Origin of the sequence: Paraburkholderia sp. PGU19 (assembly GCF_013426915.1) — a bacterium.
Classification (GTDB): Bacteria; Pseudomonadota; Gammaproteobacteria; order Burkholderiales; family Burkholderiaceae; genus Paraburkholderia.
In genome coordinates this window covers 3587469-3606950 of the sequence record NZ_AP023179.1, presented here as the reverse complement: position 1 = coordinate 3606950, position 19482 = coordinate 3587469, and the positions used below count along the sequence as shown (strand labels likewise).

The 19482-nt window shown below is 64.0% G+C and carries 19 protein-coding genes; 7 read left to right on the top strand and 12 right to left on the bottom strand.

Features of this window, described 5'->3' with window-relative positions; all coding sequences use genetic code 11:
* Window positions 1–82 precede the first annotated feature (82 nt).
* Window positions 83–262 (top strand): hypothetical protein, encoded by a 180-nt coding sequence (locus H1204_RS16500; RefSeq protein ID WP_180729121.1) that lies wholly within the window; start codon window positions 83–85, stop codon window positions 260–262.
* Window positions 263–425: 163 nt separating this feature from the next.
* Here the strand turns inward: H1204_RS16500 and H1204_RS16495 are convergent, their stop codons facing one another.
* Both H1204_RS16495 and H1204_RS16490 read right to left on the bottom strand, forming a co-directional pair.
* A complete protein-coding gene (locus H1204_RS16495) occupies window positions 426–1376 on the bottom strand; it encodes a GGDEF domain-containing protein (protein WP_180729120.1) in 951 nt (316 codons plus the stop codon).
* 285 nt (window positions 1377–1661) lie between these two features.
* On the bottom strand, window positions 1662–3248 hold the full coding sequence (locus tag H1204_RS16490; protein WP_180729119.1) for a diguanylate cyclase: 1587 nt from the start codon (window positions 3246–3248) through the stop codon (window positions 1662–1664).
* A gap of 400 nt (window positions 3249–3648) precedes the next feature.
* Between H1204_RS16490 and H1204_RS16485 the strand changes: the two genes are divergently transcribed.
* On the top strand, window positions 3649–4818 hold the full coding sequence (locus tag H1204_RS16485) for a YbfB/YjiJ family MFS transporter (RefSeq protein WP_180730980.1): 1170 nt from the start codon (window positions 3649–3651) through the stop codon (window positions 4816–4818).
* A gap of 460 nt (window positions 4819–5278) precedes the next feature.
* Window positions 5279–5545 carry a hypothetical protein gene (locus tag H1204_RS16480; RefSeq protein WP_180729118.1) on the top strand — a complete coding sequence of 89 codons (267 nt, stop codon included), beginning with the start codon at window positions 5279–5281 and terminating at the stop codon, window positions 5543–5545.
* Between the two features lie 54 nt (window positions 5546–5599).
* Here the strand turns inward: H1204_RS16480 and H1204_RS16475 are convergent, their stop codons facing one another.
* Window positions 5600–6553: a DMT family transporter gene (locus H1204_RS16475; RefSeq protein ID WP_180729117.1), complete on the bottom strand. Its 954-nt coding sequence runs from the start codon at window positions 6551–6553 to the stop codon at window positions 5600–5602.
* Between the two features lie 339 nt (window positions 6554–6892).
* Here H1204_RS16475 and H1204_RS16470 point away from each other — a divergent pair, with 339 nt between their 5' ends.
* Window positions 6893–7102, top strand: coding sequence for a hypothetical protein (locus tag H1204_RS16470; protein ID WP_012402231.1), 210 nt, complete (start codon window positions 6893–6895; stop codon window positions 7100–7102).
* 137 nt (window positions 7103–7239) lie between these two features.
* Here H1204_RS16470 and H1204_RS16465 read toward each other — a convergent pair whose 3' ends face one another.
* Window positions 7240–7527, bottom strand: a complete 288-nt coding sequence (locus tag H1204_RS16465; protein ID WP_180729116.1) for a hypothetical protein — start codon at window positions 7525–7527, stop codon at window positions 7240–7242.
* A 97-nt stretch (window positions 7528–7624) separates the two neighbouring features.
* Window positions 7625–8380, bottom strand: coding sequence for a Mut7-C RNAse domain-containing protein (locus tag H1204_RS16460; protein ID WP_180729115.1), 756 nt, complete (start codon window positions 8378–8380; stop codon window positions 7625–7627).
* 101 nt (window positions 8381–8481) lie between these two features.
* Here H1204_RS16460 and H1204_RS16455 point away from each other — a divergent pair, with 101 nt between their 5' ends.
* Together H1204_RS16455 and H1204_RS16450 are read left to right on the top strand one after the other, a co-directional pair.
* Complete coding sequence (locus H1204_RS16455) at window positions 8482–9351, top strand: NAD(P)-dependent oxidoreductase (RefSeq protein WP_180729114.1); 870 nt, start codon at window positions 8482–8484, stop codon at window positions 9349–9351.
* Between the two features lie 126 nt (window positions 9352–9477).
* Window positions 9478–10125 carry a LysE family transporter gene (locus H1204_RS16450; protein WP_180729113.1) on the top strand — a complete coding sequence of 216 codons (648 nt, stop codon included), beginning with the start codon at window positions 9478–9480 and terminating at the stop codon, window positions 10123–10125.
* Between the two features lie 52 nt (window positions 10126–10177).
* On the opposite strand, the gene H1204_RS16445 is transcribed toward H1204_RS16450, so the two are convergent.
* The gene (locus H1204_RS16445) at window positions 10178–11467 is read right to left on the bottom strand and encodes an MFS transporter (protein WP_180729112.1); all 1290 of its coding nucleotides are present in this window, start codon (window positions 11465–11467) and stop codon (window positions 10178–10180) included.
* A 95-nt stretch (window positions 11468–11562) separates the two neighbouring features.
* Here H1204_RS16445 and H1204_RS16440 point away from each other — a divergent pair, with 95 nt between their 5' ends.
* Window positions 11563–12492 (top strand): LysR family transcriptional regulator, encoded by a 930-nt coding sequence (locus H1204_RS16440; RefSeq protein WP_180729111.1) that lies wholly within the window; start codon window positions 11563–11565, stop codon window positions 12490–12492.
* Window positions 12493–12703: 211 nt separating this feature from the next.
* Here the strand turns inward: H1204_RS16440 and H1204_RS16435 are convergent, their stop codons facing one another.
* From H1204_RS16435 to H1204_RS16410, 6 genes are all read right to left on the bottom strand, one after another.
* Window positions 12704–13540, bottom strand: coding sequence for an OmpW family protein (locus H1204_RS16435; RefSeq protein ID WP_180730979.1), 837 nt, complete (start codon window positions 13538–13540; stop codon window positions 12704–12706).
* 179 nt (window positions 13541–13719) lie between these two features.
* Window positions 13720–14967: a DUF2957 domain-containing protein gene (locus H1204_RS16430; protein ID WP_180730978.1), complete on the bottom strand. Its 1248-nt coding sequence runs from the start codon at window positions 14965–14967 to the stop codon at window positions 13720–13722.
* Between the two features lie 133 nt (window positions 14968–15100).
* Window positions 15101–16510, bottom strand: a complete 1410-nt coding sequence (locus tag H1204_RS16425; protein ID WP_180729110.1) for a DUF2957 domain-containing protein — start codon at window positions 16508–16510, stop codon at window positions 15101–15103.
* A gap of 487 nt (window positions 16511–16997) precedes the next feature.
* Entirely contained in the window at window positions 16998–17945 is a 948-nt protein-coding gene (gene argC, locus H1204_RS16420; RefSeq protein ID WP_180729109.1) for an N-acetyl-gamma-glutamyl-phosphate reductase, read from the bottom strand.
* 167 nt (window positions 17946–18112) lie between these two features.
* Window positions 18113–18688: a flavodoxin family protein gene (locus tag H1204_RS16415; RefSeq protein ID WP_180729108.1), complete on the bottom strand. Its 576-nt coding sequence runs from the start codon at window positions 18686–18688 to the stop codon at window positions 18113–18115.
* 137 nt (window positions 18689–18825) lie between these two features.
* A complete protein-coding gene (locus tag H1204_RS16410; protein WP_180729107.1) occupies window positions 18826–19452 on the bottom strand; it encodes a YbhB/YbcL family Raf kinase inhibitor-like protein in 627 nt (208 codons plus the stop codon).
* Window positions 19453–19482: the final 30 nt, after the last annotated feature.

Genomic DNA, 19482 nt, shown 5'->3' with positions numbered 1-19482 from the left:
TTATCCGCAATCTCCCGCGCTGCGTGATCAACGAAACATCAAAAACACATCAAAAGCGGGCGGCGGATTTGCTTGGCGAGTGATGCGTCATCCCTTGCTGACCAAGGAAATTGCGTTGCTGGCGGGTCTCGGCATGGCGACTGTCGACCGCGTGCCGAACGGACGCGCGCACGTGCGCGCGCTGTGGCGCATTCGGCAAGGGATCAGGGAACGGGAAGAGAAACAACTGACAATGGCGACGAGCGGTCGACGTGGTGGTTGAAGCGCCGCGCCGTGTCGCCGACGAAATCCGCGATGCGCTGGAAAACACCGTGTGCCGGGGCCTGCGTCCCGCGACCTTCCGGCCGCGCTTTCTGATGCAGAAGACGATGACGCCGCCGAAGAGCATTCGGTACGGTTCGCGGCGCGTCCCTACCGACCGCTCTTCACTGCCGCTGCGCCGACCACGCGACGGTGCGGTTGCGCCCTTCGCGTTTGGCCGAGTAAAGCGCGCTGTCGGCGCGCGCGAGCGTCGTGTTCAGATTGTCGCTCGTTTCGACCTTGCAAACGCCCGCCGAAAACGAATATCGGATCGCGCAGTCGCCAGCGACCTGCACACGGCGGCTCATCACCTGACGGCGCATCCGCTCGACAGCCGACACGCCATGCTCGACCGACGTCGACGGGAACACCACCAGAAATTCCTCACCACCGATGCGCCCCGCGATATCCGTCTGACGCGTCGCATGCCGACAGACTTCGCCGAAATCACGCAGCACGGCGTCGCCGGCGGCGTGGCCGTGCGAGTCGTTGATTTGCTTGAAATGATCGAGATCGACGAGCGCGACCGTGAGCGGCGTTTCCGTGCCCACGGCGGCCGTGATCGCGAGTTCGAGCGCCGACATCGAATGACGCCGGTTCGAGAGGCCTGTCAGCACGTCGGTGCGCGCTTCCTGCACCGCGCGTTCGTGCGCGCCGATCCACGCCTGCTCGCTGGAACGCAACGCTGAGATGTCCGTGCCGGTCAGCACGATCCAGTCGTTCTCCAGCAGCGATTCCGTCATCCAGAACCAGCGGCCGTCGATCAGTTCCGTCGCGAAGCTGCGCTGCCCGGCGCGTTCGCGGCGCACGGCGATCGCGTCGCCGATCACCGCTGCGGCGTTGTCGCCCTCGATGCGCGTGCCGCATTGACCGAGGATGCCGCGCATCACGAGATCGGCGAACGTGATTTCGCCGCGCTCGCGGTTGAGGCGGAACGCGTGCTTGAATGCGCTGCTCGCGAACACGAGCCGGTCGCTCGTATCGTAGATCGCGACCAGCGTGTTTTTGCCGTCGAGGGCGCCGAGCAACGCTTCACATGCGATGTCGTCGGTACGCAGATCCTGAATCGATTTCATATCGGTGCAGATGGGTCTCCGAGCTGGCCGCGTCGTCGAAGTGCGGCCTCGGTCCCAGGTTCGCCGTGTCGCTCAAGAAAAGCGCCACGGACGAAGCCGTGGCGCGAAGCGTTCCAATGATTCCGACTGCGTGAAGAATCACGGAGAACGTGGAGACAGGATCGAGTCTACGTCGGGCGGATGCTCGGCCATTGCGTGAATAGTGAGCGGTTTTGCCCGCAATTCTGCGTGTCGCGCAGGTTTCTGGAAGCCGGGCAGAGTTGTACGGTTCGGTCGCCGTGATGCTCACGCGTGGCGCTTCGCCGGATCAGTGTGATCGCCCAGGCCGTCCGGCTGGATTCGCGTCCAGTCCACCCCTTGCACCTGGTTGCGGCCGGCCGCCTTTGCCGCATAGAGCTGCGCGTCGGCGGCGGCGAGCAGGTCCGGGGCGTTGCCGCCGTCGGCAGGCCGGCCCGTCGCGCAACCGACGCTCACCGTCACGACCGGGAACTGCCTGATGCGCAGCGCCTCGACTCCGCGGCGGACTTTCTCGGACGAGTTCGCCGCAGCGTTCGATCCCATATCGGGCAGCACGACCGCGAATTCTTCGCCGCCGTAGCGCGCGACCACGTCGATCGAGCGCCGCGCTACCGACGCGATGCAGTCAGCCACAGCAGCCAGAACTTCGTCGCCGGCGGCGTGGCCGTAGGTGTCGTTGAAGCGCTTGAAATGATCGATGTCGATGAACAGCACCGACAGCAGCGCGCCGTTGCGCCGCGCACGGCGCCATTCTTCGTCGAGGTGCCGGTCGAGCGTGCGGCGGTTGCTGAGACGGGTGAGGGGATCGGTGGCCGCGAGTTCGGCGAGGCGCGCCTGCGCGCGCACCTTGTCGCGCAGCGCAAACGCGAGCGTCCAGCAGACCAGCACGACGACGGCGCCCAGCGTGAACGTCAGCGCGCCCGCAACCGCGCTGCGCTTGCGCCACGGGGCGAGCACGTCGTCGAGGGCAGGCGCGACGATCACCACCAGCGGCGTGTCGGACACATGCGCGTACGAGTAGATGCGCCGGACATGATCGATGGGAGAGTCGTCGATGAACGATCCCGCCGTTCCCGAATGCGTGACCTGATATTGCGGATACCGGTCCACATTGACGCCGATGATGGCTTCGGAATAAGGCTTGCGCGCGAGCACCGTGCCGTCTTCGTGCAGGATGAACGCGGTGCCGTTGCGGCCCGTGTTGACCTTGTCGAGCAGCCGCTGCAGATAGGCGATGCGCACGGCGAGCAGCGCGACGCCCGCAAACGAGCCGTCGCGCGCGTCGATGCGCCGCGACAGCGCAAACGAAAGCTCGCGCTCGCGCAGCCGTGAGCGGTACGGATGCGAGACGAACAAACCCGCCTTCGGGTTGCGCTGATGGACGACGAAGTAGTCGCGGTCGTCGAACCGGACACTCTTGTTGACGGGCCCTTCCTGCGTAGCCTTCAGCACGCCATGTTCGTCGACCACGTAGGCGCCGCCGAGGTAGGCGGCGAGCGTCGCGCGATCGAACAGCACGGTGCGGCGCAGATCGTCGGGCAGATGCCAGACCGTCGGCTCCTGCGACCGATGAACGATTTCCTGCAGCGACAGATCGTAGATCTCGACGTTGCGCGCGAGATCGCTCGAAATCAGCGAAACCAGATTGGCGGAAGTTTCGCGCGCGTGATTCAGCGCATCGGTGCGTCCCGAGTACAGCGTGGCGAGCGTCAGGCCCGCCATCGCCGTCGCGATCACCGTGCCCGCGATGCCCGTCAGGAACGGGCGGTTGCCGACCGCTTGCGACACGGCCGCTCCGCGCTTGCGCGCAAGTTGGCGAAACCGTTGACGCAGGACGAGAAGCGGATTGAACACGAGCGTCGTCTCCGTCGTGATTGTGCCGCTACGCTAGCAGGGTTGCGAAGCGCGCGGCAAGCACGGCACGCGGTCTCGCCACGGACGATGCATGCGGATGGCGTTGGCGGTGTCGCGCTCGCTTTGCGACAAGGCGCGACCCGGCGCGCGCACGCTGAACGAGCGTTCGCGATGTACAGTGATAGCCCAATCGATCGATACAAACAACGATATGACGACTGGTTTCGCCCAACGCGTGTTTGCCTGGACTTGTGTTCTGAGCGGTGTGACGGCAAGCAACCCGCGACAGGCATCACGCGCGACGCCACCGGCAAGCGAACACGGCGATGCCGCCAATGCCGCCGATGCCACCCGTTCGCCAGGGCGCGGGCCGACGCTCTGGCTGGCCGTCAGCCTGTCGATGGGCAGCGCGATTGCGCTAGGGCTTGCGCGCTTTTCCTACGCATTGCTGTTGCCGCCGATGAAAATCGACCTCGGCTGGAGCTTCGCGCAGGCGGGCGCGATGAATACCGCGAACGCGCTCGGCTATCTGCTCGGCGCGCTCGCGTTTCCACGTTTGTCGCGTCGCTGGTCGGCGGGGACGCTGTTCGTCGGCGGATGCATGGCGACAGCCGTGCTGATGGCCATTACGGGCGTGTTGTCGGATACGGGCGCGCTGCTCGTTCAGCGCGTCGCGACGGGCATCGCGAGCGCATTCATTTTCGTAAGCGGCGGCGTGCTGGCGGCGCGGCTCGCAACATCGCGTCCGCGCGATGCGGGCCTCGTGCTCGGCCTGTATTACGGCGGCACGGGATGGGGCATCGTCGCGTCGGCGCTGCTCGTTCCCGTTTCGCTCGCTTCCTTCACACTCGTGCATCGCACGCATGACTGGCAGTTGGCGTGGTTCGCGCTCGCTGTGGCGTGCGTCACATTGTCGTTGGTCGCGGCGCGTGCTGCGCGGCGCATCGACAGGCAGCACGTCACACACACGGGCACAGGCGACGCCACGGCGGCCGCGCCGCGCGCCACGCCCATGCTGCGCTATGCGTTCGCGCTCGCCGGATACGGGCTGTTCGGGGTCGGTTATATCGGCTACATGACGTTCATCATCGCGCTGCTGCGCAACGGCGGCATGAGCGAAGGCGTCGTGACGGGGTTCTATCTGCTGCTCGGTGTCGCGACGATCGTGTCGGCGCGCATCTGGTCGAAGCTGCTCGACCGCATGCGCGGCGGTCAGGTGCTCGCGTTACTCAATGCATTGCTCGCGCTGGCGACGCTGCTGCCCGCAATCGTCGTGCATCCTGTCGTCGCGTTCGCGTCTGGTGTGCTGTTCGGCGCGACATTCTTGTCGGCCGTCGCGTCGACAACCGCCTTCGTGCGCCACAATCTGCCCGCCGCGCATTGGGGCCGCGGCATCAGCGCGTTCACAATCGTATTCGCGTTCGGACAGATCGTCGGGCCGACCGTGATCGGACTGGTGTCCGACGGCGTGGGCCTGGAGCGCGGACTCATCTATTCGGCATGTCTGCTTGCTGCTGGCGCGGTACTTGCTGCATTGCAGACAAGCTTGTCGCAAACACCCATTCGGTGAACTGATCGTTTCGGCGAAAGCATTGCACAACGCGCGACCGCATATTCGGTGCCAAGCCATGCGCCATTTGGGTCACACAGTTGCTGCGTTGCGGTCGCCAGCGCACAGATCGAGCGCGCAGCCGGGAGCAGGATGAAAACCGATGAAATACTCAGTCATCTAATTCGAATTTGACTGTTGCTATTTCGTCAAAACAACTAGAGAGACGCGAGATCAACGCCTAAAGTTAAAGTGCTTTCTCAAGTCTTTTGTGCGGTGCGGGGGTGCATATGAAACGCAGGAACGCGCGACAACTAGTCCGGATGCTGTCGGACATACGGCATGCGGCAGATTGCAGGGCGCTGCGCGCGGCTGCAACGCAACGGGCGATCGAGCTCGCTGCGCAAGAGGCGGAAGAGGAGCAGGAGAAGCCGGACACCGCACGCGAAAGCACCCGCGACAAGACGACGTGGAGAACGTCATGAAAAACGCCACCGAGCAGTCGCTGCGTTTTCTGGTCGAAAAATGGCTTGGGCCGGTTTCCGCGCCTGTGCATGTCACGCAGTTCGGCCGCACGAAATGGGACCAGACGCGCTACGTGCGTGTCGAAACGTCCGCGCCGGATGGTCTGCGTTCGTTGTTCTTCTTTCGTCACGACGACGGATGCTGGTGCGTTTTCCCGCCGACGTCGAACCGCCGTCGTCCCGTCGAAAGCTGGCGCCAGGTGGCGGCGCAGGCGGCCGCCTAGCGTCGTCCGCGACGGCTGGCTCGTGCGAGGCCGAGCCAGCCCGCCGGCCGTGTTTCAGGCTGGTTCCGCCGAGTCCGACGAGACTTCGCGCCGGGCCGTCCACATCGGCATCACCTGACAGACGATCAATCCCGCCAGCATCAGCGCGCAGCCGAGCAGCGCGCGTGTCGCCAGCGTTTCGCCCAGCACGAGCCAGCCGGCGAGCGCGGCGAACACACCTTCCATGCTGAATATCACGGCCGCGTGCGCGGGCGCCGCATCCTTTTGCGCGACGACCTGGATCGTGTAAGCAACGCCGACTGAAAGCGCGCCGCCGTAAAGAATGGTGGGGGCAGCGCGGACGATGTCGGCGATGCGCAGCGGATCGACGGCGAGTCCCACCGCGAGGCTGACCACGCCGCACACGACGAACTGCACCAGCGCGAGTGCCAACGGATCGTGACGACGCGCAAAGCGGCTCACGAGCACGACCTGCGCAGAAATGACAATCGATCCCGCGAGTTGCAGCCAGTCGCCGTACAGGATGGAAAAATGTTCATCGACGCTCAGAAAATACATGCCGAGCGCGGCCAGCAGCGCGCCGAGCCATACGCCGATGCCCGTCTGGTGACGCAGCACCACGCCGATCAGCGGCACGATCACGACATACAGCGAACTGATGAAGCCCGCGTTCGCCACCTTCGTGTATTGCAGGCCGATCTGCTGGCAGGAGATCGACACGGCGACGAGCAGGCCGAGCAGCGCACCGTCGCGCCATAGTTTGGATGCGCGGGAAGGCGCGAAAGAAGCGGGTGCGTCACCACCGCCCGCCAGCTTGCGACGCCGCCGCACGACCGACCACACGATCAGGACAACGAATGCGCCCAGCAGAAAGCGCAGTCCCGTGAAGAGAAACGGACCGATCGAATCGAGGCTCAGGCGTTGCGCGACGAACGCGCTGCCCCAGATCATCGCGGCGACGAGCATCAGCAGATTCGCGCGCAGGTGTTGGCGGGTGGCGGTTTTCAAGCGGATATTCCTGACAGGACAGATCGTTTCGCGCGGCAAGCTTCCGATGCCGCACAGGCGCATCGCATGCCTTCTGTTCAGACGAAACGACGGTCATTGAATGGCAGCCGACATGATACCTGTATGGCCGTCGGCTAAGCGTCGAGTTGATGAAAGCAATCGGTAAGAAGGCTGTCTCCCGGAAAATACATATCGAAGCGTATGGGATGACAAACCGCCTACGCTGCGTGATACTCCCCGCGGGGAGTCGCCGGGCGCTGTGTGGCCCAGCCGGCTTCGCCATCATGCGGTTCCAATTCAACATTTGACTTACAGTCGTCAGGTTTGGGGATAACACACATGAAGAAAATCATCGCCTCGCTCGTCACCGCCTCGCTCGCGCTGGTGTCCGTTCAAGCTTTCGCACAGGCATCCGACGCAGCGCCGGCAGCAGCTAGCGCCGCGAAGCCGAAGCACGCTCACAAGCAACTGAAGACGCACGGCAAGCGCGCTGGTGTGTCGTCGGCTGCATCGGCAGCAGGCACGAACGACAAGGGCACGCCGAACTAAGCAGCCCGTTCGCGCAGCAAAAAGAAAGGCCGAAGCGATGCTTCGGCCTTTTGTTTTTGTGGCGCGCTGTTGACGCGCTTGTGGCGCATTCGATCCGTACGCCCGCGCATTGAAGCGCGCGACGCCCGCAACGCTGCTCAAGCGCCTGCGGCGAGCCCGTTGACCAGCAGCTCGGCGATCAGTCCGTTCATGCCTTCGGGATGACTCGCGGCGCGCTCCTTCAACTGATCGACCAGCGAATCCGGCAGCTTGCACGCGAACGGCACGAGGCCTTTGGCCTGATCGACTTTGCGCTGCTCGCGCCGGTCGAGTTGCGGCTGCAGCGACGAGGCCTTGCCGAAGCGATCGGCGGAGAGCGACTGTTTCATCTCGTTGCCGAGTTTCAGCGCCTTGTTTTTCTCAAGGTCGAATTTCTTCATTGCCATGCGGTAAGGCCTCTAAACAGGTAAGCAATCCACCATTGTACGCATCGCGCGGCGCGTGAATGCCGGACGCATGCCGTCGCCGCGCGAGATGCCGCGCCTATTTCGCCGACGCTTCCGCGTTCGTCACGCTGTCCATCAGCGCGCGCATGCGTCGCCAGTGCGTGCCCTCCCAGAAAACGCGCTGGCAAACATCGCAGGTCACGAACTGCGCATGCCGTTCGAGCACGCCTTCGGGCGCGCGCCCAATCGCTTCGTCTTTCGCAATGCGCCGCAGCGGCGCGTTGCACGTGAGGCACAGGCGAAACGGCCGCGCGCTGCGCGCCAGATCGAGCCGGTCGAAAATCTCGCGCAGTTGCACCTCGGGTTTCAGCGCGCGGACATAGCAGCCGTGTGTGATCGTGCGGCGTTTCAGCAGTTCACGGTCGCGCGTCAGGACGATGCGGCCTTCGTCGGATGCAATCGACTCGATATGCGAATCGGCGTAGTGGTTGTCGTAAAGTGTGTCGAAGCCGGCCAGCCGCAGCAGTTGCGCCAGTCCGCCGAGATGCGCGTCGGCGACGAAGCGCACCACGCGCAAAGGCCGCTCGCGCACGCGCAGGATCGGCTGGATGTCGAGCGCCTCGAATTTCGGGTAGACGGCAACGCGGTCGCCTTCCTGCAACAGGTGATCGAAACCGACCGATTCGCCGTTCACGACGATCAGTTCGACTTCCGTATGCGGCACGCCGAGCGCCTCGATCATGTGCTTCGCGCTCGCGGCGCGCGCACACTCGCAACTGAACGACTGCCGGCGCAGCGGCCGCGCCAGGAAGTCGTTCAATTCTTCGTAGAAGCGGAAGGTGGCCGTAACCATGACGCCAGTATGGCACCGCGCCTCACGCAGCGCCGATGGGCAATTACCTGCACGACGCGCGCGGCTATGCTCTACTTCGGGTTCTTGAACAGGAGTTATTGATGGACATCGGTTTTATCGGTCTCGGCGAAATGGGTGCCGCGATGGTCGCAAACATGCTGAAAGGTGGACACAGCGTGCGCGTCTGGAACCGCTCGCCGGACAAGGCGCAGCCGCTCGTCGAACTGGGCGCGCGAATCGTCGGTTCACCCGCTGAGGCTTTCACGGGCGACGCCGTCTTCTCGATGCTCGCCGACGATGCCGCGCTGCGCGACGTCATCAGCGCGTCGCTGCTCGAGCATGCGCCGCGCGGGCTGATTCACGTGAACATGGCGACGATCTCCGTCGCGCTGGCGGAAGAACTGGCGACGGCGCACGCCGGGCGCGGCCTGAACTACGTCGCGGCGCCCGTGATGGGCCGGCCGGACGTCGCGGCCGCCGCGAAGCTGACCATCGTGGCCGCCGGGCCTGCCGAAGCGATCGACCGTGTTCAACCCGTGTTCGATTCGATCGGCCAGAAGACGTGGCGCATCGGCTCGCTGCCGCAGCAGGCAAATGTTGTAAAGCTGGCGGCGAACTTCATGCTGGCGTCGGCTGTGGAGTCGCTTGGCGAGGCGTCGGCCTTGCTCGGCGGTCACGGCGTCGCGATGCAGGATTTTCTCGATGTGATCACGAACAGCGTGTTCCCCGGTCCCGTGTATCAGGGCTACGGCAAGATGATTGCCGAACAGCGCTACGAGCCGGCGTTGTTCAAGGCGCGCCTCGGCCTGAAGGACGTACGCCTCGCGCTGGCGGCTGCCGAGTCGGTGTCGACGCCGCTGCCGGTGGCGAGCGTGGTGCGCGACAGTCTGATCGAAGCCGTCGCGCACGGCGGCGGCGACAAGGATTTCGCCGTGCTGGGCCAGGTCGCATCGCGCCGCGCGGGGCGTTGAGGGCGCGGCGCTTGTCTTTGCTTGCGCTCATTCGCGCCGGCTAGCATCGCGAACTGCGTGAGAGCGGGCGGGGCGAGCATAATGCTCGTTCCGCCCGTTTTTCATTTTCATCGAGCAATACGCATCATGATTCTGCATACCTGGTGGCTCTATGTGGCCACGATCTTCGTTGTCTGCGCGATTCCCGGCCCGAACATGCTGTTGATGATGACGCACGGCGCCCGTTACGGCATGCGTCAAACGACGGCCACGATGTCCGGCTGCCTGATGTCGCTGATGCTGATGCTGGCCGTTTCCGTCGCCGGGCTCGGCGTGCTGCTGAAAGCGTGGCCGGCGACCTTCGACACGCTGCGCCTGCTCGGCGCGGCTTATCTGATCTGGCTCGGCGTGAAGGCATGGCGCGCGCCGGCGAGCGAAGCCGCGGCGACGCAAGCCGATACTTCCGCTGGTGTCATGGGCGGCAAGCGCGCACCGTCACGCGGTGCGTTGATGCGCAACGGTTTTCTGGTCGGCAGCAGCAACCCGAAGGCGATTCTGTTTTCGGCCGCGCTGTTGCCGCAATTCATCGACGCTTCGCGCCCGACGCTTCCGCAGTTCGCGGTGCTCGTCGCCACGACGGCGGTGATGGAAGTCAGCTGGTACATGGTCTACGCGGGCTGCGGCACGCGGATCGGCGCGAAGCTGAAAAGCAGCAGCGTCGCAAAGGCGTTCAACCGGTTGACGGGCGGCGTGTTCGTCGGCTTCGGCGCGATGATGGCGCTGGTGCGGCACTGACGCCTGCCTTTCAGCGCTCGCTGCCTCTCACGGCGCGGCGAGCGCTTTCTCGTCACTGATGGCCGGCTTGCGCGGCACGATCGGCGAAACCGAACAGGGACACGGCAACCGCGAATCCCAGCGCGACTGCGCACACGCCGCTCCATCCGGCCCTTGCCCACGCAACGCCCGACAGCGCGGCGCCAATTGCCCCGCCGACAAAGAAAATTCCCACAAAGAGTGCATTCAACCGGCCGCGCGCAGCGGGATTGATGAGATTGATCGCGCGTCGTCCGAGCGTTTGATCGGCGATGACGCCGGCGTCGAGCGCTGCCGCGCCGGCGACGAGCAGCGCGAGCGCCGCCACGGGATGCGCCGCAGGCGAGAATCCGCCCCAGCCAGCGCCCGCGACACCCAGCACGAGGACAGCCGCGATCATCACCAGATGCGCGACGATCTGTGTCGCGCGTCCCGCGCCGCGATCGCCGAGATAACCGGTGAGCGGCGTGACGATTGCGCCCGTCGCGCCCGCCAGCGCGAATGCGGCGATGCCTTGCATGCCGAGCGAGAACGGCGGCTGCGCGAGCCGCAGCGCGATGGCCGTCCAGAACGCGCTGAACGCGCCGAGCGCGAGGGCGGCCAGTGTAGCGCGCCGTTGCAGTACGGCTTCGGTGCGCAGCAGCGTCCAGAGCGAGCGCAGCAATTCGGAATAGCGCGCGGTGGCCTGCGGCGCGTGGTTCGGCAGCTGAACGTACAGCACGACGGCCAGCAACGCGTCCGCAAACGCTTCGATGCCGTAGAAAGCGCGCCAGCCAAATGTTCCGGCGATCACGCTCGCAAGCGGCCGTGAAAGCAGAATGCCGAGCATCAGTCCGCTCATCACGTTGCCAACGGCGCGCCCGCGCCGGTTTTCGGGCGCCATCGACGCGGCCATCGGCACGAGCATCTGGATCACGCTCGACGTCGCGCCCGCCAGGAACACCGACGCCAGAAACATCCAACCCGAGCGCGCGAGCGACGAAAGCGCGAGAAACGCGGCACAGCACGCAAGCGTCCGGAAAATGAGCCGACGGTTTTCGAGCAGATCGCACAACGGCACGAGCAGCAGCAAACCCGCTGCGTAGCCGAGTTGCGGCAGCATCGCGATGAGGCCGGCCAGTTCGGGCGGCAGATCCAGCGCGTGGCTGACCGGCCCCGTCAACGGCTGCGCTGCCGACAGATTGACCACGATCACGCCGACGGCGGCCGCGAAGAAAAGCGTCAAAGGCGTGCTCAACGTGGCGCCAGGCGGCGCGGCGGAGTGTGGCTGCGGCGGTGATGTAGCGGTGAGGCTGCGCGGACAGGTGTCGGCGGGCTGGTTCATGGTTCGGCTCCGGAAGAATTCGATCCAGCCCATCGTAGGGATGCCGACGTTATGCGACAATTGAATTATCTCGATAATGTTTATGCGAGGTTGTTTTGAACACGCGTGACTTGCAGGCTTTTGTGGCGGTCGTGGAAAGTGGATCGATGGTGCGAGCGTCGGAGAAGCTGTTCTTGACGCAGCCGGGTCTCACACGCCGCGTGCAGAACCTGGAAACGATGCTCGGCATCGAATTGCTCGACCGGCAGAGCAAGCCGCTCAAGCCGACGGCAGCGGGCAACGAGGTGTACGGCCTCGCGCGCACGGTGCTGCGCGCCGTCGACGATCTGATGTCCGTTGCGTCGCCGGACAGCGAGCCGACGGGCGAATTCAAGATCGGCGTGCCGCCGTTTCTTTCCGAACTGGCGCTGGAGCAGCCCATCGACCGTTTGCGGAGCGCCTTCCCGAACCTGACACTGCGCGTGACGGCGGGCTGGTCGCCGGGTCTGTTGCAGATCGTCGAGCAGGCGAAAGTGGATGCGGCCGTCGTGCTGCTGCCGGAAAGCGTGCCGCTGCCGGAAGGGCTGACATCGAAGCTCCTTGCCTACAAGCCGACCGTGGTCGTCGCGCCGCGCTCGTTCGGCATAGCCGACGAGCCGGCGACGCTCGCGACCTTGTCAGGCTACCCGTGGGTGCTGAATCAGGACGGCTGTGGGATGCGTTCCGCGCTGAGTCGCGCGATGGCGTCGGCGGGATTGCCATTCAACGTCGCCGTCGAGGCGTTCGGTTCGGAACTGCAACTGTCACTGGTGACGCGCGGGCTGGGCGTGGGTCTCGCGACGCCGGAAGTGCTCGCGCGCAGTCCGCATCGGGAGGCGCTGCAGGTCATCGACGTGCAGGACTTCCGGAACGGCCTGAACGTGTGGCTCGTGCATGGCGCGCTGCCCGGACGCCTCGTGCGTCCCGTCGAATTGATGCGCGACGCGCTGGTCGAAAAGCTGGAAAAGGATGCCGCCTGTCTGGCGCTGGTCCATTCGGTCGGATGATGCAAAGCACAAAATTACTTCCGAAAGGATTGGTGCGACGATTTGTCATGCTTTGGTAACGTAGAACCAGCGCTCTAATGCGTCATGTTGCAACGCACCAAGCGATTTGCTATAGTTCGTCTTGTCTCCTCCATGTCTCCTCTGATATGGATTCAGCCCGCTACTTTGGCGGGCTTTTTTTTCGCCTCGTTTTTGCCCATCCGTCGCGCGCTCAGAACTTGTACGACAGCGCGAGGTACGTGATGATGGGATCGGCCTTCAGTTCGGCCTTCGACACGGCCAGTTCCGTGCCGTCCGCCGCCTTGATGATCGTCGACGAAGTCGTCTTCAGCGGAATGTAGGTAACGGACGCTGTGACGCCCCAACGGTCGGTGATGTTGTACATCGCGCCCACATTGAAGACCGGCTGCCACGACGACGACGCCTTCGCCTCCACCGTCGTCTTCCCCGTCTTGCCCGCGCCCGCGGCCAGAATCGCGCCGAGGTTGTTCTGGGTCTGTGTGACGAAATTCTCATTCAGCTGGATGTCGCTGAACCAGTTGTACGACACGCCGATGCCGACAAACGGCCGGAACTTCGACGTCGACTCGCCGAAGTAATACTGGAAGATCAGCGCCGGGCTCCATTGCCGCACGCTCTTGACGATCGGATTGACGGCCGGGTCGCCGATATCCTGCTTGCCCAGCGCGCCCGCCGGTCCGGGCGGCTGGATCGTGCCGTGGCCGTACAACTCGAACTTCGGCGGCACACCCGCCACCGACGTCACCGCGAAATGGTCCGTGACGAAGTGCGAAAACACGAGGCCGAGCGTATCGGCGCTGTTCGTCGACAGGCTCGTACCAGCCGAGGTGAACGAGTTCGGCAGACGCAGCGGCGTGTTGATCGGCACGGGCGCGACGTACGTCGTGAGTGGGGTGCTCGAATCCTGCGGCATCACGTGAAACCAGCCGAGCGAGACGAGGTTGTCGCCCGCCTTTTGCGCATAGGCATTCGGCATCGCGAGTGTGGCCAAGGCAGCCGCGCATACAGCGGCGAATGCATTGGGCATCGCCGCGTCCAAGAGCTTTCTCATTCTGTTCCTCCTGAGCGGGCGGCCTGCCTCGCGCGCGACGGCGTTATCCGTGCCGTCTGCTGCGCTTCCCGGTTGCCCGCTTCCCTGCGCGCGGGCAGGGAAGCGACCGGGCGGCGGTCGCCTCGTTGCGTTCTATGCGGTGGACGTCGCGCCCATTACTGGACGAAGGCGCCGATCGTGAAGTACGGCGACGACGCGTTCGACAAGTCCAGGAAGCCGAACACGCCGCCCGTGAAAATGAACTTGCCGGTCGGTGCGCTACCCGCCGCCGCGCTCGTGTACGTCGATGTCACGACGCCGGGCACGGTCTGCGTGAACTCGAGATTCAGCGCCTTGGTCAGCGACGCCTGCGACGGGTTGAACGGATCGAGCAGCGTCGCCTGCGTGCCGGCGAGCGCATTGGTGCGGTAGTTGAATTCGCTGTCGACGCCGATGTACTCACCGTTCTGCGAGTTGACGGCGATGTTCGACTGGGGCGCGAGGATCGAGATACCCGATTCATCGTCGGCGACCGGGCCGCTGATGCCGTTCTGCGGGTTCGGCGTGAGCGTCGAGTTCGCGACGCCCGTGCGGACGAGGATCGGCACGTTCTGGTTGCGCAACTTGCCGACGATCATGAAGCCCTTGCCGACGGGCGACGTCGCGAGCGTCGGCTTGCCCTGGCCCTGGAAGTTGTCTGTTTCGAACGCGCCGCTGCCATTCGACGATTGCGTCCAGTTCGTGCCCGGCTGCTGGCACTTGCCGGCGTTGACGCCTGCGTTGTCGCACTCGGTCCAGGTGCCGTCGGCGTTGATCGTGATCTTCGTATCGACGACAGTCGGTGCAAAGTTTTGCGACGGAATCTGGTGATAGCCGAGCTGGTTGTACGTGCCGACGATGTTCGCCAGATTCGTCTCGATTGTGGAAAAGCCGATGAACGGGTAGTACGGGAATTTCGTGTCGGGGACCGCGCCTTGTCCGAGAATGCCGCCGAACGAAATTTCAGCGCCCGGAATCGTGCCGCCCGCCACGCCTTCGCCGACAAAAATGCGCGCCGGCCGGTTCGGGTCGAGGCTCGCGCCGTTCAGACGGAACGCGCACTGGTTGAGCTTGTTGGTGGGAAGCAGCGTTTCCTGAGTCAGCGTGCCCGATGCCGTCTGGCCCTTGCGGGTCGGTGCGACCGTGCCTGTCGTGGCGGGAATCGGCGATTCGATGTAAGCGACCTGCCAGGTCATCTTCGTCGTGTCGAGCTCCAGCTTGACGAGTTCGCCGTCGCCGCCGCCGCCCGTGAAGGTCGTGCCGTAGTCGAGCGACGCGGGGCACAGGCGCGCTTCCACGGGCGGTGCGCCTTCGCTGCCCGAGCCGCCGCACGCGCCGAGCAATGGCGCTGCAAAGGCCAGCGCCGAAAGAATCTTCCAGTTCATCGTGCCTCCAGTCTTGTTATGGGCGGCCAGCTCCCAGTCCAGCCGCCTCTCGGTCTTGTTCATCTAGCGATGCTGCTTTCTGCTCGTGTTGCCTCCTGCCATGCACGGCCCTTTCTGTTGATTCGGGTGAGGCTTATTTGCTGATCTGCGCGCCGACGCTGAAGTACGGCGAACTGGCGGTGTCGGGATTGGCCGAGCTCGGCGTGAGGCCGCCGTTTTCGGTGCCGTTGATGAAGATCGCGTAGAGGCCGCCGCCTGCGATGGCGAAGCCCGTGTTGCCCTGCTTGCCGGTGACGTTGACGAGGCCCGGATTGCCAGCGCCGTATCCGAGACCGAAACCGCTTTCGGCCGCCTGCGTGGACGGATTGATGAAGGTGCCGACGCCGCCCTGGATCAGCGATGCGGTGTACTTGAAGTTCGAGTCCGCGCCGACATAGCCGCCGTCGAAGCCGCCTGACGCGAGCGAAGTCGCGCTTTCCAGCAGCGCGATGCCGGATTCGTCGTCGACTTCGGCGTTGAGTGGAACCGCGCCGGTGCCCGTATTCACGTGCCCCGTTCTGACGACGACCGGGACGGTCGCGCCGTTCAGTTGACCGAGGATCATGTGGGCTGTCGAACTGCCCTTCGGGCCCAGCAGCGGCAGCACCAACTGGCTTTCAATGCGCGGCGCATTGGTGCTGTCGAAGTAGCCGTTCGCGTTGAGCGTCGGCGTGTCACCCATCGAAAGGCAGTGCGTCGGGCTTGCGTTGCCATTCGCGGGCGAGGTGTTGGTCGCCGACGAGCAGGCGCCGTTGGCATCGAACGTTTCGGATGTCTGGGCGGCAGCCGCCGAGTAATTGCTCGACGGAACAATGTGATAGAGCAGCCCGTTATAGTTGCCGGCGAGCTTCGAGAGGTCCGTCGTCGTGCTTGCGAAGCCGAGGAACGGGTAGAAGTCGAAATGTCTTGGCGTGACGGCGCCGACGTTCTGGAACGTGAGAATCGTCTTGCCCGCGTACGCGACGTCGGCGCCCGGAATGCCGCCGCCTGCCACGCCCTTGCCGACGAAAACGATGGGCGGGTTGGTGGACGAAAAGGGCGTCGTATAGGTCGCGCCCGTCGAAGGCGCGGTACCGGACGCGGGCGTCAGCATGAACGCGCAGCGCGTCTGTTCGGCGTTGGGCAGCATGCCCGCCGGCGGATGCATGACGGCGCCCGTGACGGTGGTGCCTACGCGCGTTTTGTCGACCTGGCCCGCCGATACGGGGATCGGCGACTCGAGAAACTTCAGCGTGTAGGTCATCTTCACGGCGTCGATGTTCAACGACACCACTTCGCCGCTGCCTGCGCCGCCCAGATAGGTGCTCTGGCCGATATCGGCGTCGGCGGGGCAAAGCGAGCCCGCGGTGGCCGTCGACGTAGGTGGCCCTTGCACGCCGCAGCTCGATCCTGAACATTGGTTCGCGTTGATCGCGCCGGGATCACCCGCATTTCCTCCTCCGCAGGCGAACAAAAACGGCACGCTGGCAATGGCACATGCCAGCCATTTTGAATTGGCGTACATGCTGCTGTCTCCCTGATTCGTGTAATTTGCGAGCTAATTTCGCTGCGCGATTTAGGGCTGTCAATTGAACGAACCGTCTAAAAAACCCGATTCAAACAGCGCATTTTTCGCGGAGAGGCGCATGGCGCTTCGAAGCGCGCCTTTTAAAACAAAACAGCATTTTTTGCATCGGACGGATTTTGTCGTGTCGCCGCTGAGCCTTTATCGGCGGGCGACTCGGAAAAGCGCATCCATCATCTTCGAACGCTCGTTCGCAAAAAAATCCGGAATATCCCTATGCGGTAATAGATGCCAAAGAGATAAAAGGACGAGCAGTAAATACCTGCTATAAGGACTGCTGGAGATAGTGAGAAAATCGAAAGGCGTTAATCCGCGTTTGAATGAGGCGTTTTAAATCGCGGATTAGCAAGCATAAAAAGAAAAAGCCGGCGTTTGAATGCCGGCTTTGTAACGCGCAGGACGGCGGACGCCGTCCGCTAGCGAGGTGTCAGCGCTTGAGGCCCGTGGCCTCGTCCGTGCCGATGGCGAGATTCATACACTGGATCGCCGCGCCCGAGGCGCCCTTGCCCAGGTTGTCGAGCCGCGCAACCGTGACGAAGCGCTCTTCGTTGCCGAACACGAACAGGTCGACACGGTTCGTGTCGTTGTTCGCCTGGACGTCGAAGAAGCCGCTGTCGAGATTGTCGTCCGCATTGAACGGCGCGACGCGCACGAACTGCTCGCCGCTGTAGTACTCGGCGAATAGCGCCTGCACGTCTTGCGGTGTGGTCGGTTTGGACAACTGGCCCGGCGTGAAGTACGTCGTCACGGCCAGGCCCTTGTAGAAGTTGCCGACGATCGGCGTGAACACCGGCGCGCTCTTCAGGCCCGTGTGAGCGGCCATTTCCGGCAGATGCTTGTGCGTAAGACCGAGCGCGTAAGGACGCGGGCTGTCGAGCTTCGCGTTGCCGCCCGCGTCGTAATCCGCAATCATTTTCTTGCCGCCGCCGCTGTAACCGGTGATCGAGTAGCTGTGCGCAGCGAAATCCGCCGACACGACACCCGCGTCGACGAGCGGACGCATGGCCAGCACGAACGCCGATGCATGGCAACCCGGCACGGCAATGCGCTTCGCCGTGCGCAGGCGCTCGCGCTGCGCGCGGGCCAGCTCGGGCAGGCCGTACGCCCAGTCGGCGCTGGTGCGAAACGCGGTGCTCGCGTCGATCAGCACGGTGCGGTCGTTCTCGACCAGCGACGCCGATTCGCGCGATGCAACGTCCGGAAGACACAGGAAGGTGACGTCCGAAGCGTTGATGAGACGACGGCGCTCGTCGATATCCTTACGCTTCGCTTCTTCGATGCGGAGGATTTCAACGTCTGCGCGCTGCGACAGGTATTCGAAAATCTTCAGGCCGGTCGTGCCTTCCTGTCCGTCGACAAAAACTTTCGTGCTCATCTCGATCTCGCTGGCTGATAAAAACGGCGGAAAACGCGGCGCTGGCTGCGCCGGAACGTTATTTTAAGACCGTGCGGCGGCGCGTGCGCGAAATTGGCCGAAAAACACGTTGCGCCGCAACAGTGACAGCGGCATGACAAGTTGCATTTTCGCGCGCCCCGGCACGTTCAGGCCGGCTGTCCCGCCTTCCAGCGCGCCGTCACTGCCGCAATGCGCGCGCCGAACACCTTTGCCGTGTCGAGGTCGCCGGGCGGGGGCGCTTCGTCGGGCGTGGCGTCGGCGGGCGACTGCGAGAGCAGGCCCGCAAAGCCGCCGATGAAATTCAGGTCGTTGCGCGTCGCCGCCTTCGTGTTGGCGGGCATCATCCCCATGCCTGACCAGATCATGCCGTGCTGCATCGCGAGGGTGATGAAATACTGGATCGTCGAGAATTTGTCGCCGTTCATCGACCCCGAGTTGGTGAAGCCCGCCGCCACCTTGTCCTTCCACTTTTGCGCGAACCACGGTTTCGAACTCGCGTCGGCGAACTTCTTGAAGTCGGCGGACGGGCCGCCCATGTAGGTGGGCGCGCCGAAGATGATGGCGTCGGCTGTGTCCAGCTCGGCCCAGGCCGCGTCGTCCAGCTCACCGACCGCGATCATCCTTGCATCGGCGCCACCGTCGAGCGTGCCGGCGAGCACCGCTTCCGCGAGCTTCTTCGTATGGCCGTAGCCGCTGTGATACACGATGATGATTTTTGACATAGACAGCTCCCTCGTTGCAAATCACGATTCGATCCCGAATGAGCGGACTTGAGCCTCGCTCATTCTGTCACCGTGCCTGAGTTGTTCGAGACGCGGCAAGATAACGGCGGCTTCGCTCTTATCACCGATGCGAAAGACTAGCGGCCGTAGGTGACGGTCATGCGAGCGTAGCCGAGCGTTGCCGTGCTGATCTCGTGGTCGAACATCAGTGACGGCCGACCTTGCGCAAGCCTAAGGTTCGACGTGTTCAGCGCGTACACCGTGATCACATAGCGATGCGGCTTGCCGGGCGGCGGGCAGGGCCCGCCGTAGCCGTCGATCTCGAAGTCGTTGCGCGCCTCGACGGCGCCAAGATTCTTAAGAAAGCCGGAAGCGCTCGCGTTTTCCGGCAGGCGGTCGACGTTGGCAGGAATGCCGACGACGGCCCAATGCCACCAGCCGCGTCCGGGCGAATCGGGATCGAACATGGTCACCGCGAAGCTGCGCGTGCCGTCAGGCGGGTTGTGCCAGTTCAGTTGCGGCGAGCGGTTAAGGCCTTTGCAGTCGTCGCGGTCGAACACCTGCGCGTTGTCGACCGTGCCGCCTGCGCGAAGGTTGGTGCTCGTCACGGTGAACGCGGTGTCGGCAGAGGCCGCGCTCGCATGAAGTGCGAATGAAAAAACGATGAGCGAAGCAACGCGCGATCGTGCGAGAAACAGAAACGGCAGGAACGAACGGGACAAACGAGACGAAAGGGGCGAAACGACCGGGCAACGCAAGTGCATGTGCCGAATCTCCTGTCAGGCTCGTAAAGA